Origin of the sequence: Cytobacillus sp. FSL H8-0458 (genome assembly GCF_038002165.1) — a bacterium.
Taxonomy (GTDB): Bacteria; Bacillota; Bacilli; order Bacillales; family Cytobacillaceae; genus Cytobacillus.
This window is the reverse complement of record NZ_JBBOBR010000001.1, coordinates 2922309-2935730: the sequence shown is the minus strand read 5'-3', so window position 1 is coordinate 2935730 and position 13422 is coordinate 2922309. Positions and strand designations below refer to the sequence as shown.

12 protein-coding genes are annotated in these 13422 nt (G+C 41.5%); 10 read left to right on the top strand and 2 right to left on the bottom strand.

Annotated elements, in window-relative coordinates:
- Window positions 1-74: 74 nt before the first annotated feature.
- A complete protein-coding gene (locus NYE23_RS14295; protein ID WP_341078806.1) occupies window positions 75-584 on the bottom strand; it encodes an antibiotic biosynthesis monooxygenase family protein in 510 nt (169 codons plus the stop codon).
- Window positions 585-881: 297 nt separating this feature from the next.
- Between NYE23_RS14295 and hemE the strand changes: the two genes are divergently transcribed.
- The 5 genes from hemE (at window position 882) to NYE23_RS14270 (ending at window position 7384) form a co-directional block, all read left to right on the top strand.
- The gene (hemE, locus tag NYE23_RS14290) at window positions 882-1928 is read left to right on the top strand and encodes a uroporphyrinogen decarboxylase (protein WP_341078805.1); all 1047 of its coding nucleotides are present in this window, start codon (window positions 882-884) and stop codon (window positions 1926-1928) included.
- Between the two features lie 125 nt (window positions 1929-2053).
- The gene (gene hemH / locus NYE23_RS14285) at window positions 2054-2986 is read left to right on the top strand and encodes a ferrochelatase (RefSeq protein ID WP_341078804.1); all 933 of its coding nucleotides are present in this window, start codon (window positions 2054-2056) and stop codon (window positions 2984-2986) included.
- A 31-nt stretch (window positions 2987-3017) separates the two neighbouring features.
- Window positions 3018-4457 (top strand): protoporphyrinogen oxidase, encoded by a 1440-nt coding sequence (gene hemY, locus NYE23_RS14280; RefSeq protein WP_341078803.1) that lies wholly within the window; start codon window positions 3018-3020, stop codon window positions 4455-4457.
- 113 nt (window positions 4458-4570) lie between these two features.
- Window positions 4571-5143 carry a TetR/AcrR family transcriptional regulator gene (locus tag NYE23_RS14275; RefSeq protein WP_341078802.1) on the top strand — a complete coding sequence of 191 codons (573 nt, stop codon included), beginning with the start codon at window positions 4571-4573 and terminating at the stop codon, window positions 5141-5143.
- Between the two features lie 72 nt (window positions 5144-5215).
- Window positions 5216-7384 (top strand): YhgE/Pip domain-containing protein, encoded by a 2169-nt coding sequence (locus tag NYE23_RS14270; protein ID WP_341078801.1) that lies wholly within the window; start codon window positions 5216-5218, stop codon window positions 7382-7384.
- Between the two features lie 54 nt (window positions 7385-7438).
- Here NYE23_RS14270 and yhfH read toward each other — a convergent pair whose 3' ends face one another.
- On the bottom strand, window positions 7439-7573 hold the full coding sequence (yhfH, locus tag NYE23_RS14265) for a protein YhfH (RefSeq protein WP_076261153.1): 135 nt from the start codon (window positions 7571-7573) through the stop codon (window positions 7439-7441).
- 187 nt (window positions 7574-7760) lie between these two features.
- On the opposite strand from yhfH, the gene NYE23_RS14260 reads away from it, so the two are divergent.
- From NYE23_RS14260 to NYE23_RS14240, 5 genes are all read left to right on the top strand, one after another.
- A complete protein-coding gene (locus NYE23_RS14260) occupies window positions 7761-8495 on the top strand; it encodes an MBL fold metallo-hydrolase (RefSeq protein ID WP_341080737.1) in 735 nt (244 codons plus the stop codon).
- Window positions 8496-8507: 12 nt separating this feature from the next.
- Window positions 8508-9497 carry a lipoate--protein ligase gene (locus NYE23_RS14255; RefSeq protein ID WP_341078800.1) on the top strand — a complete coding sequence of 330 codons (990 nt, stop codon included), beginning with the start codon at window positions 8508-8510 and terminating at the stop codon, window positions 9495-9497.
- 192 nt (window positions 9498-9689) lie between these two features.
- Window positions 9690-11246 (top strand): fatty acid--CoA ligase family protein, encoded by a 1557-nt coding sequence (locus tag NYE23_RS14250; protein WP_341078799.1) that lies wholly within the window; start codon window positions 9690-9692, stop codon window positions 11244-11246.
- A gap of 125 nt (window positions 11247-11371) precedes the next feature.
- Window positions 11372-12148 carry an enoyl-CoA hydratase-related protein gene (locus tag NYE23_RS14245; RefSeq protein ID WP_341078798.1) on the top strand — a complete coding sequence of 259 codons (777 nt, stop codon included), beginning with the start codon at window positions 11372-11374 and terminating at the stop codon, window positions 12146-12148.
- A 192-nt stretch (window positions 12149-12340) separates the two neighbouring features.
- Entirely contained in the window at window positions 12341-13351 is a 1011-nt protein-coding gene (locus tag NYE23_RS14240; protein ID WP_341078797.1) for an ABC transporter substrate-binding protein, read from the top strand.
- Window positions 13352-13422 lie beyond the last annotated feature (71 nt).

Sequence of the window (13422 nt, the reverse complement as noted above, 5' to 3'; positions counted from 1 at the left end):
CTCATCCTTTTTTACAAGGTAAGAAATGATGACTTTGAACTTCGATAACTGTTTATCTTCAGCCGCTTTTCTTATTACTCTTCTTCAGGGATATAATATTGGGTCACATATGAAGGACTGGAAAAAATATTCGGTGTCTTATCAATGCCGCTCTCCGTCCCGCGCTTTTCATGTGCTTTTTCATATGCTTTGGAGTTCTGCCAGTTCTTAAAGGATTTTTCATCCCGCCATAGCGTTAGAATGATATATGTGTTTGATTCAAGAGGACGTAAAACCCGGATGGCCGCAAATCCCGGTTCATTTTCGATAAATCCAGCCCTGTTTTTAAACCGGTGCTCAAAAAGCGGCCTGCCTTCATCTGTAACGGGTATGTTGTTCAGAACTGCAAATCTTGCATCAGTGAAAGTTCCGGAAGAATCAATTATTTCATAGGAACTGGGCTCCTTAAAGATGGAGGCGCCTGAAGTTTCATGAATTAATAAGGCACTATCAGTATTCTGCATTGTAACCATGTTTTCATCAGGGTGCTTTTCCTCAATTTTTTTCAAAAAATCGTAAGTTCCTCTGGCCATATAAAGCTTCATTTTTTCTCACTCCACTTGGATAAGTTTTATAGTGTTCTTTTTAGTGGTAAAAAAACTAAGTTATAAGCACTGCATTAATTAAATTATATTTAAAATGTGCTGATATCCTTACAATCTTCAATTTTCCCTTATTTAAACAGTTAAAAACGTCAATTTTTTGACATTTGGTGTACATATCTATACAAAAACAGAGAAAAAAGGATATAGTCATAAAGGATAGATACTCGAGATTTCTAATTTAGTTACATATATATTACAATAATACGCAGACAAGTCTTGAAAGGTGGATAAAATTTAATGACGAACTCATTTAATGATACATTTCTGAAGGCAGCAAGGGGAGAACAGACAGAGCATGTTCCTGTATGGTACATGCGCCAGGCTGGCCGCTCACAGCCGGAGTATAGAGCAATTAAAGAAAAATACTCCCTATTCGAAATTACACACCAGCCTGAGCTTTGTGCTTATGTAACAAGGCTGCCGGTAGAGCAGTATAACAATGATGCTGCCATTCTTTATAAAGACATTATGTCACCGCTTCCAGCCATTGGTGTGGATGTGGAAATTAAATCAGGAATCGGCCCTGTTATATCAAATCCAATCCGTTCCAAAGCAGATGTAGAGAAGCTTGGTGAAATTAATCCGGAAGAGGATGTTCCATATGTCCTGGATACTATTAAGCTTCTTACTCAAGAGCAGCTGACTGTTCCTCTTATCGGTTTTGCAGGTGCTCCGTTTACTCTTGCAAGTTATATGATTGAAGGCGGGCCATCGAAGAATTACAACAAAACGAAAGCATTTATGTATGCAGAACCTGAAGCCTGGTTTGCTTTAATGGATAAGCTTGGGGAAATGACTATTATCTACGTGAAGTCCCAAGTCAAAGCAGGTGCAAAAGCCATCCAGATTTTCGATTCATGGGTTGGTGCCTTGAATGTGGAAGATTACCGCTATTTTATTAAGCCGGTAATGAATCGCATTTTCTCTGCCTTGAAAGAAGAGAATGTTCCGCTGATCATGTTCGGTGTAGGAGCAAGCCATCTGGCATTGGAGTGGCACGATCTGCCGCTTGATGTAGTGGGGCTTGATTGGAGACTTCCGATTCAGGAAGCAAGGGCAAAAGGCATCACCAAAACAGTTCAGGGTAATCTTGACCCTGCCATTCTCCTTGCACCTTGGGAGGTTATCGAGGAAAAAGCAAAAGCTATTCTTGATCAGGGGATGGCTCAGCCGGGTTATATTTTCAACCTTGGACACGGTGTTTTCCCGGGGGTTAATCCAGATACATTAAAGAAATTAACTGCTTTTATTCATGAATACTCTGCCTCAAAATTAAGCAAATAGCCTCCTGCTGGCTTATAGCAATAGCAGGCTGAACTTGCATATTGCTATGAGCATTAGTTTTGGTAATCGATTTGTTTTTTTGGCACAATAAAAACTGGAGACAGAAATAATTTGAGGTGGATGACATGAGTAAAAAGAGAATGGGTTTACTTGTAATGGCTTATGGAACTCCCTACAAGGAAGAAGACATTGAGCGTTACTATACACATATCCGCAGGGGAAGAAAGCCTTCTGAGGAAATGCTTGAAGATTTAAGAAGCAGGTATGAAGCGATCGGCGGAATTTCACCGCTTGCAGAAATTACTAAAGATCAGGCTGAAAAACTTGAACAGCATTTAAATGAAATTCAGGATGAATATGAATTCAAAATGTATATTGGCTTAAAGCATATTGAACCATTCATAGAAGATGCGGTTAAACAAATGCATGAGGATGGAATTGAAGAAGCTGTCAGCATTGTTCTTGCGCCTCATTTCTCAACCTTCAGCGTGAAATCATATAACGGCAGAGCTAAAGAAGAGGCCGCAAAGCTTGGCGGTCTTGAAATAAGGTCAGTTGAAAGCTGGTATAAAGAGCCTAAGTTTATTAAATATTGGGCTGATCGGGTAAAGGAAACATTCGATAAAATGCCTGCTGACGAAAAAGATTCAGCAGTGTTAATTGTTTCTGCACACAGTTTGCCCGAAAAGATTCTGCAATCCGGGGATCCATATCCGCACCAGCTGCAGGAAACCGCTGACTTCATAGCCGAACAGGCAGGTGTCAAAAACTATGCTGTCGGCTGGCAAAGTGCAGGAAACACACCTGAGCCATGGCTTGGGCCTGATGTGCAGGATTTGACAAGAGATCTTTATGAAAATAAAGGCTACAAGGCATTCGTTTACACACCTGTAGGGTTTGTGTCAGATCATCTTGAAGTGCTGTACGATAATGACTATGAATGCAAAGTTGTCACTGATGAGCTGGGAGCAAGCTATTACCGCCCTGAAATGCCAAATTCTCAGCCTGAGTTCATTGATGCGATGTCAGATGCCATATTTAAATTGCTGAATAGTTAAAGTGAAAAATTAGAAAAGAAGGCGATTTACCGTGCAGGGAGAGAGACAGAAAGTTATTGTTGCCGGAGGAGGAATTACGGGTCTTGCTGCAGCTTACTATCTGCAGAAGGAAGCTAAAGAAAAGGGCTTGGCTCTGGACGTTAAGCTCATAGAGGCTTCACATCGCCTTGGCGGCAAGATTCAAACAATACTACGAGACGGTTTTGTGATCGAAAGAGGGCCAGATTCCTTTTTGGCCCGTAAGCAAAGTGCTTCCCGCCTTGCCAGGGAAGCGGGCCTGGAAAAGGAACTTGTGAGAAATACATCCGGCAAGTCCTATGTACTTGTAAGGCAGCGACTGTATCCAATGCCTGGCGGATCCATCATGGGCATCCCGACACAGATTGCTCCCTTTATTACAACCGGCTTATTCTCTCCTGCAGGAAAGGCAAGAGCTGCGGCAGATTTTGTGCTGCCGCGTTCCAATCCTTCCACTGATCAGTCTCTGGGTGTCTTTTTCAGAAGAAGGCTTGGTGACGAAGTTGTCGATAACTTGATTGAACCGCTTCTCTCTGGCATATATGCAGGCGATATTGATCAATTGAGCCTTATGGCCACCTTCCCGCAGTTTTATCAGGTTGAGCAGAAGTATAGAAGTTTAATTCTGGGAATGAAAAAGGCTGCAGGATCTCAGCCGAAACAAGCCGGAAACAGCAAGGGCAAAGAAGGAATGTTTCTTACTTTCAAATCAGGACTTCAATCACTGGTCGATGCTCTCGAAAGCAAGCTTGAACCTGGAACTGTACTGAAAGGCCATCGCATTGAAGCGGTTATTAAGAATGGCGAAAGCTATACCGTTGAAATGAATGGAGGAGAAAGCCTTAATGCAGATTCCATAGTTATGGCTGTTCCCCACCATTCTTTGTGCAGCATTTTCTCCGGCTGGGGACTTTTTGAGCAGTTTAAAGAAATGCCGTCCACTTCAGTGGCAACTGTAGCTCTGGCTTTTCCAGAGGATGCGATTGAAAGGGATATAGACGGAACGGGTTTTGTTGTTTCACGCCACAGTGATTACACCATTACTGCCTGTACCTGGACACATAAAAAATGGCCTCATTCTACACCCGAAGGAAAAGTGCTTCTGCGCTGTTACGTAGGCAAAGCTGGTGATGAAGCAGTTGTGGACCTGTCAGATGATCAAATTGTTAAAGTTGTGCTTGATGACTTAAATAAAACAATGAATATTAATATGAATCCTGATTTTAGTTATGTAACAAGATGGAAGGATTCAATGCCTCAGTATACCGTTGGACATAAAGAGCGCGTCGGATTGGCAAAGAAACAGGCGCAGGATAAGGTGCCGGGCATTTTTCTGGCAGGAAGTTCATTTGACGGTCTTGGTGTTCCTGACTGCATAGATCAAGCAGAAGAGGCAGTTCGAAATACACTAGAATACCTGAAGAGCAACAAGCAAAAAGCTGTCCGTGTGTGACAGCTTTTTAAATTGGCATCATTTAAGGTTGCTTTTTTAAATAGAGTATGATAGATTACTTCTTGTACTAATGACCAAATTGTTCATTTAGTCATTTTCGAAGAGGTGAGTTTATGTCAGCAGATCGGAAACAGCAGATTCTTGAAGCAGCCACAAAATCATTTTCTCTTTTTGGCTATAAAGCAACCACTATGGACCAGGTTGCAAAGCTTGCGAACGTTGGAAAAGGCACTATATATAATTTCTTTAAAAATAAAGAAGAGCTGTTTGATGAAATTATCCATACGCTCATCACGGAAATGAAAAATGCAGCTGATGAAGCGCTTGATCCTTCTTTGCCCTTTCATAAAAATGTTCATCGGGGATTGTATAAAATACTTGAATTCCGCATGGAGCATCAGCTGACAATCAAGCTTTTCCAGGAAGCAAAGGAAATGGGAACTCCTGCTGTTACAGATGTAATTGGGAAAGTGGAGGATGCGATAATAAAATATGTAAAAGACAAAGTTACGCATGCCATTGAAAGAGGAGAAATCAGGGAATGCGATCCGGAACTGACTTCCTTTGTCATGCTTAAGCTTTATATTGCTCTTATTTTTGATTGGGAGCAGCGTCATGAACCTTTGGAAAAAGAAAAAATAGCTCTTCTGTTTGAGCAATACATTATGAAAGGATTATCGAACTAGATAGTCCTCTATTTTTTCAGAAAAATGACCAAATGAGAAATTTAGTCATAAAGTAATTTGGAGGGATTTACGGTGAAAAACAAACTTTTCCTTAAGGAGTTTTCAGCCATTATAAAAAACAAAAAGCTGCTGATTCCGATAATCGCAGTGATGTTTATTCCGGTTTTATACAGCGGAATGTTCCTGTGGGCATTCTGGGATCCATATGATCATTTAGATGATCTCCCGGTTGCCATCGTTAATGAAGATGCCGGTGCTGTAATGGAAGGAAATGAATTGCATCTGGGCAATGATCTTGTTGATAAATTAAAGGAAAGCAAGGACTTTAATTTTCAATTTGTAGATAAAGAAGAGGCATATAAGGATCTAAATGATCAGCAATATTATATGCTGGTTGAAATTCCCAAGGATTTTTCCGCGAATGCTACCACTCTGCTGGAAGACCAACCGCAGAAAATGAATCTGATTTACGTTCCCAATGAGAGCTACAATTTTTTATCAGCTCAAATTGGCGGAACAGCTGTAGAAAAGATTAAAGCGTCACTGTCAGAAAAAGTAACAGAAACATATTCAGAAACCATGTTTGATAAGGTAGGGGAACTTGCAGATGGCATTGGACAGGCAAGTGATGGTGCACTTCAAATCAGTGAAGGAGCAGCTGATCTAAAGGACGGCTCCAGAACTTTGCATGAGAAGCTGGAGCTTTTGGCCGATAAATCCATTGAGTTCAATAACGGCGTAAGCACAGCAAGCAAAGGTTCTAAGGAAATGGCAGAAGGAGCTAAATCCCTTTCAGAAGGTTTAGGCAAACTTGCAGGAGGCCAATCGGAATTGAGAAATGCTTCTGATCAGCTAAAATCAGGAAGTGAAAATCTTTCTGCAGGTGTTACACAAACAAAAGAAGGGATCTTAACGGTAAAAGAAAAACTTCCAGTTATGATCGATGGAACCGAACAGCTAGAAAATGGTGCAAACACATTATCTTCATCTCTGGAGCAATGGCAGACGGAAGCGCAAAAACTCAGCGGAGGCACTGCTCTTTTAGAACAAAGGCTGCAGGGAATCTTATCGCAGCTTCCAGAAGGTTCTCCTGAAAAGGCTGAGCTTCAGACTGCACTTGCACAGCTGAAGGCCGGATCAGCCCAGCTTGCCGAATCAGCCGGCAAACTATCTAGTGGAGGAGCCGAATTGTCCCAAAGAGTGGGGCAGTTAAAGGCAGGACAGCAGCAGCTCCAGCAAGGAATAAATCAGCTTGCCCAGGGAACAGCAGAGCTGGAAAATGGCTCTCTTAAGCTGGTACAGGGCCATAAAGATTTCGATGCGGGAATGGAAACATTTGCTCAGAAGTTTGGTGAAGCACAGGCCGGAGCAGACAGGCTGGCAGGAGGTGCAGCAGATTTGTCAGGCGGTCTTGGCCAACTGACACAAGGTTCTGCTGCATTTGCAGATGGCTCGAAGCAGCTTGAAGCTGGTGCAGGCAAAATTGCTGAGGGTAATTCACAAATTTATGAAGGGTCGTCTGAGTTAGCAAATAAATTAGCCGATGGAGCTGAAAATGCTTCATCAGTAAATGCCAGCGATAAAACTTATAACATGATGGCAAATCCGGTAGAAATAGATAATGAGAAGATTACAGAAGTTCCAAACTATGGTACAGGATTTGCACCTTATTTTCTGTCTCTTGGTCTTTTTGTTGGAGCTCTGCTGCTTTCCATTGTATTCCCGCTTAGGGAACCGGCTGGCGTTCCGCGTTCAGGATTCAGCTGGTTTGCAAGCAAGTTCGGAATTCTTGCTGGAATAGGCATTGTTCAGGGCCTCATTGCAGCGTTGATTCTTTTACTGGGACTTGGCCTGGAAGTGCAGAGTGTACCATTGTTTCTTCTGTTTACAATCCTAACCAGCCTGACTTTCATAGCGCTTATTCAATTCTTTGTCACTGTCATGGGTGACCCAGGCCGGTTTGTTGCGATTATTATTTTAATACTCCAGCTGACAACAAGTGCCGGTACTTTTCCGCTTGAGCTGATACCTAATGCACTTCAGCCAATCAGTTCATATTTGCCTATGACCTATTCTGTTTCCGGTTTTAAGGCAGTCATTTCAAGCGGCAATTTTGATTTTATGTGGGAGAATGCGTTAATTCTCCTGAGCTTTGGAGCCTTGTTCATTGCAGGATCTTTTGTTTACTTTACTGCCATGCACAAGAAAAGATTTGCAGCTGCTGCAGAGCAGACTGATTGATTATAAGAAAAAAACAAAGCCAGCCCTGTTTGGGCTGGCTTTAAATATATTATTCTATAAATCTGTCATTCCCATGCATTTTTCACACTTGTTACCGTAGCATTCATGCTGTTCTTCGATCGACTTCCCGCATTCTGAACATTGTTTTGCCGGCAGATTTCTGAAAAATTCCATAATGTTTTGAATCATGTTGAAGCCTCCTAATTTGTGTTTTTGTTCTAAATAGTTCGATTATTTAATTTCATTGTATTATAACAGTATTCTTATGTCAACATCTGTTTCAATACAATTTTAAAAAAGTGAAAAAATAGGCATAATCGAGTATATTGGACATAGGAAAGCCAGGTTATCCAGTTATAGTAGGAGGGAATTTGTGATGAAGTTAACTGTAATCGGCAGCTGGGGCGGTTATCCTAAAGCAGATGAGGCCAGTTCCGGGTATTTGCTGGAGCATGAAGGATTTCATTTGCTGGTCGACTGCGGAAGCGGTGTGCTTTCGAAAATGCAGAATTTTTTCCAGCCAGAAGAATTGGATGCGCTAATTATCTCGCATTACCATCCAGATCATATTGCGGATATAGGGGTGCTGCAGCATGCCAGGCTCATTCAGGGCTTCCTGGGCAAGAAAACAGCTGCACTCCCGATTTATGGACATTCTTTCGACCAGCCTGAATTTGCCAAACTTACATACAAGGATATTACAAAAGGAGTCGCCTATGACCCTGAAGGCACTCTCACAGCAGGACCATTTCAAATTCGCTTTTTGAAAACCAATCATCCTGTGCCATGCTACGCAATGAGAGTTGAAGCAGACGGCAAATCACTTATTTACACGGCAGATACTTCTTATAAAGAAGAGCTGGAGGCATTTAGCGAAAATGCTGATCTATTAGTATGCGAGTGTAATTTTTATGGTCATCAAAACGGGAAAAATGCAGGGCATATGACAAGCCTGGATGCTGGAACATTAGCCAGCAAAGCAAAGGTGAAAAATCTGCTGCTGACACATTTGCCTCATTATGGTGAACTTCGAAAGCTTAAGGAAGAGGCATCGACTAAATATTCCGGTCCTATTTCTATAGCGGATTATAAATGGTCCCATATTTTTTAAGGAGGAAAACTGATGCTTTTTATCGACAACCGGGGAATCACAGATCCCAGAATTAACCTTGCTATTGAGGAATATGCATTAAAGAATCTTGATATTGAAGAAACCTATTTGCTTTTTTATATTAATGAACCTTCCATAATTATCGGAAAAAACCAGAATACAGTGGAAGAGATTAATACCGATTACGTTGAAAATAATGGCATCCATGTTGTCAGAAGGCTATCTGGAGGAGGGGCCGTTTATCATGATTTAGGCAATCTTAACTTCAGCTTTATTACAAAAGATGATGGCGATAGCTTTCATAACTTCCAAAAGTTTACCGAACCAGTGACAGAAGCTTTGCAGAAGCTTGGTGTGAAAGCTGAATTAAGCGGCCGGAATGATCTGATGGCAGAAGGCAGAAAAATATCCGGGAATGCCCAGTTTTCCACAAAAGGGAGAATGTTTAGCCATGGCACCCTCTTGTTTGATTCCGAAATTGAAAGTGTCGTTTCAGCGCTAAAGGTAAAGAAGGATAAAATTGAATCAAAGGGCATTAAATCAATTCGAAGCCGGGTTGCTAATATTTCGGAGTTCCTGGACGAAAAAATCACTATTGAAGAATTTCGCACTTTGCTTCTAAAGAATATTTTCGGGAATTTAGATGAAATTCCGGAGTACAAGCTTACGGATGAGGACTGGGAAAAGATTCACCAGCTGTCCAGGGAGCGCTATCAGAACTGGGATTGGAATTATGGAAGGTCACCTAAATTTGATCTCCAGCATTCTCATCGCTTCCCTGTTGGTCAAATTGATATCAGACTTAATGTCACAAAAGGAAAAGTTGAGGAATGCAAAATATATGGAGACTTCTTTGGGGTGGGCGATGTAAGTGAAATTGAAAATAAGCTAACTGGAATTCGCTATGAAAAGTCAGAGATTGAAAAGGCTCTTGAAGGAGTGGAAATTAAGCATTACTTCGGAAATGTGACTAAAGAAGAATTCATCAACCTGGTGTATTAATGAGAAAGCTGGCATAATGCCGGCTTTTCTTATTCTTATATAAGGTCTTGCAAGCCAGTCACTCTGAAAAAAAAGAAATTGTGAAAGATTCGTTTTCCTACTTGAATACAAAAATTTCTTTCAATATAATATATTTAGAAAATTTATTTAATAGAAATGAATGACTATTCATTCATTATAGGGGGAGTGTAAATGAATTTAACAGAGCAGCTGCATGAAACGGCGATTAAGATGGGCGATAAGACTGCCTATTATTTTATGGATCAGTCCAGTACATACGCGGAGCTTGATGGTGCTGTAACCAAATTTGCGGATGGGCTTTCAAAGCTGGGAGTGAAAAAAGGAGATCATATTGCTCTTTTACTGGGGAATTCACCCCATTTTGTCATCGGCCTGCATGGAGCCTTGCGGCTTGGAGCAACTGTTATACCGATCAACCCAATTTATACACCCGATGAAATTGGTTACATCGTAAATAATGGTGATGTAAAAGCGGTTGTCACGCTTGATCTATTAGTGCCTTTAATTGAGAAGATGCATCAGTCCCTTCCAAAGGTGGAAAACTTTATTATTTGTGATACACCTCAGGGACAAGCTTCAGAACAGGATATGTCTGCATTATCAGCTTTTTCAAAAATGAAATCGTTTACACAATTAATTGCTTCAGGAGATATTGGGTTTAAAGGCCCTGAACTCGAAGAAGATGAAACAGCCGTTATCCTATATACATCCGGTACCACAGGAAAGCCAAAAGGTGCAATGCTTACACATAAAAACCTTTACAGCAATGCAAAGGATGTCAGCGACTATTTGCACATGAACGAGAATGACCGGGTTATTACTACTCTGCCTATGTTCCATGTTTTCTGTTTAACGGTTGCTCTCAATGCACCTCTGATGAATGGGGCTACTATTTTAATAGATCCAAAATTCAGCCCGAAAGAGATTTTCAGGCTCGCCAAAAAATATGCACCTACTGTTTTTGCCGGAGTTCCGACCATGTACAATTTCCTTCTTCAGTATGAAGATGGCAATCCGGAAGATCTGAAATCATTAAGGCTGTGCATATCAGGTGGTGCTGCAATGCCGGTTGCGCTTCTTCATGGCTTTGAGAAAAAATTCAATGTCATTGTCTCGGAAGGATACGGTCTTTCAGAAGCTTCTCCGGTTACATGCTTCAATCCGCTTGATAAACCGCGTAAAGCAGGCTCGATCGGACAATCCATTATGAACGTCGAGAATAAAGTTGTAAATGAATTGGGAGAGAAAGTTTCTGTTGGCGAAGTTGGTGAATTGATTGTACGCGGGCCAAACGTAATGAAGGGGTACTACAAGCTGCCGGAAGAAACCGCGGCCACAATCCGTGATGGCTGGCTTTATACAGGAGACCTTGCAAAAAGGGATGAGGAGGGCTATTTTTACATCGTTGACCGTAAAAAGGACCTTATTTTAGTCGGCGGCTATAATGTGTATCCGCGGGAAGTAGAAGAGGTGCTCTATAATCACGGGGAGGTCGTAGAAGCTGCTGTATTGGGCGTGCCTGACCCGAATCTGGGTGAAGCGGTAAAGTGTTATGTAGTAACAAGCAATCCCCAGCTGACAGAAGAATTGCTGCTTGCATACTGTGCAGAGCATCTGGCTAGATATAAAGTGCCATCATCAATCGAATTTTTAGAGGAGCTTCCAAAGAATACAACTGGAAAAATCTTACGGAGAGCATTGAAGAATCAGGTTCTTCAGGCTAAATAGGCTTTTAAGGGCAGACATGGCATGTGTCTGTCCTTTTCTATTCTTCATTTGAATTGCTAAATTTGAAAGGGTTTTCACGAAATTTATCGAATTATTAGATAGCACAGGAAAGAGGAGAGATACAGATGAGTTCTATTGCAGTCGAAAAAAAAGGTCATATTGCGGTCGTGAAGATTAACCGCCCTGATGCAATGAATGCTTTTAATTATGAAACTTTGTCGGAGCTTCAGGAATCAGTTGAGAAACTGCGCACCAGTCCTGATGTTCGTGTTGTTATTTTTACAGGGGCTGGAGAAAAAGCATTCAGCGTTGGAGCGGATCTAAAAGAACGCAGGACACTATCTGATGAGGAAGTACGCAGGAATGTATATAAAATAGGTGAGGTATTCTCCCTGGTTGATCAGCTTCCGCAGCCTACTATCGCTGCTATAAACGGTTTTGCGTTCGGAGGGGGGATGGAATTGGCACTATCCTGCGACTTCCGCATTGCAGTTTCCGGCACTTCCATGGGACTTACAGAAACAAGCTTAGCCATAATACCGGGTGCAGGAGGAACACAGAGGCTGCCAAGACTGATTGGCCAGGCTAAAGCCCTTGAACTAATTTTGACGGCAAAGAGGCTCACTTCTGAAGAAGCGCTTGATTACGGCATCCTTACTAAAGTAACTGAAAAGGATAATCTCTTAAATGATTGTTTTGAATTTGCCGGACAAATGCTTAACAACGGCCCGCTTGCCCTTCAGCAGGCTAAATTTGCTGTAAAGCATGGCATGGGTGTTGATTTGCAGACTGGGCTGCAGATTGAAAGGAAGGCATACGAAGTTATTATCCCAACGGAAGATAGAGTTGAAGCTCTTTCAGCTTTTGCTGAAAAAAGAAAACCTGAGTTTAAAGGGAAATAAAATAAATAAGCAATATGAGACACCGCAGTATTTTTAGCGGTGTTTTTTTATTAATATAATAAATTTTTTGAAAATTATTAAAAAATCTCTTGAATCGTACAGCTATTGACTATATAATTTAGTGAATAAAAGCGTAAAAGCATAAAAGTAGTGAAGTAATAAGATAGAGATATAAAAGGGGGATCAACCAGTATGTTAGAGAGAGTTAAAACATTTAAAGCTATAGCTGTGGCAGGCCTTATAGGAACTTTGCTGCTAAGCGGCTGCGGAAGTGAAAGTACAAATGGGGAAGCCGGCTCTTCGGATAAAGAAAAGGGAGAGTCAATTAATATAGGAGTTACGCAGATTGTCGAGCATCCTTCGTTAGATGCGGCACTGGAGGGCTTTAAAAAGGCATTAGAGGATTCAGGCATTGAAGCAAGCTACGATGTCCAGATTGCCCAGGGGGACCAGAATAATAATCAATCCATTGCCAATAATTTTGCCGGAGATGGAGTGGATCTGATCTTTGCCAACTCTACACCCAGTGCATTAAGTGCACTGAATGCAACGAAGGATATACCAATTGTATTTACTTCAGTAACTGATCCAGTGGGTGCGCAATTAGTAAAATCACTGGATTCACCTGAAGGAAATATAACTGGTACAACAGATACGCATCCTGATGCGATACCCAGCGTGGTTAAATTTATAGATGAACAGTTTAAGGCTGGAACGGTGGGTGTTATTTACAATTCCGGAGAACAAAATTCAGAGGTGCAGATAGAAAAGGTGAAGGAATCTCTTTCAGGTACAGATATGAAATTGGCCGAAGCTACCGTATCCAATTCTTCGGAAGTGAAACAGGCTGCAGAATCACTTGTCGGAAAAGCAGATGCTATCTATATTATTACCGATAATACTGTCGTTTCCGCTTTGGAATCTGTCATTCAGGTTTCAAACGACAATGATATCCCGCTTTTTGTGGGAGAACTGGACTCAGTTAAACGCGGGGGATTTGCTGCTTATGGATTTGACTATGAAGATATCGGATATGAAGCCGGGGAAATGGCGGCAAAAATTTTAAAAGAAGGCAAGAAGCCGTCCGAACTGCCTGTCCAATATCCGCAAAACCTAAAGCTGGTAATCAATAAAAAGGCTGCAGAAGAAATGGGCATTGACTTAAAAGATGAATGGAACGAGCTTGCTGAGTTTGTGGAGTAATTTCAGCAAATAATTAGCGCTTTTCTACTCGATAACTGTCTAGCGCAAGCAGCCTACCCCCTCGAGGTCAC

Bases quoted from the DNA above. Each gene is read 5' to 3' on its own strand.
- NYE23_RS14295 (WP_341078806.1), bottom strand. From the start codon at position 584: ATGAAGCTTTATATGGCCAGAGGAACTTACGATTTTTTGAAAAAAATT.
- hemE (WP_341078805.1), top strand. From the start codon at position 882: ATGACGAACTCATTTAATGATACATTTCTGAAGGCAGCAAGGGGAGAA.
- hemH (WP_341078804.1), top strand. From the start codon at position 2,054: ATGAGTAAAAAGAGAATGGGTTTACTTGTAATGGCTTATGGAACTCCC.
- NYE23_RS14275 (WP_341078802.1), top strand. From the start codon at position 4,571: ATGTCAGCAGATCGGAAACAGCAGATTCTTGAAGCAGCCACAAAATCA.
- yhfH (WP_076261153.1), bottom strand. From the start codon at position 7,573: ATGATTCAAAACATTATGGAATTTTTCAGAAATCTGCCGGCAAAACAA.
- NYE23_RS14260 (WP_341080737.1), top strand. From the start codon at position 7,761: ATGAAGTTAACTGTAATCGGCAGCTGGGGCGGTTATCCTAAAGCAGAT.
- NYE23_RS14255 (WP_341078800.1), top strand. From the start codon at position 8,508: ATGCTTTTTATCGACAACCGGGGAATCACAGATCCCAGAATTAACCTT.
- NYE23_RS14250 (WP_341078799.1), top strand. From the start codon at position 9,690: ATGAATTTAACAGAGCAGCTGCATGAAACGGCGATTAAGATGGGCGAT.
- NYE23_RS14245 (WP_341078798.1), top strand. From the start codon at position 11,372: ATGAGTTCTATTGCAGTCGAAAAAAAAGGTCATATTGCGGTCGTGAAG.
- NYE23_RS14240 (WP_341078797.1), top strand. From the start codon at position 12,341: ATGTTAGAGAGAGTTAAAACATTTAAAGCTATAGCTGTGGCAGGCCTT.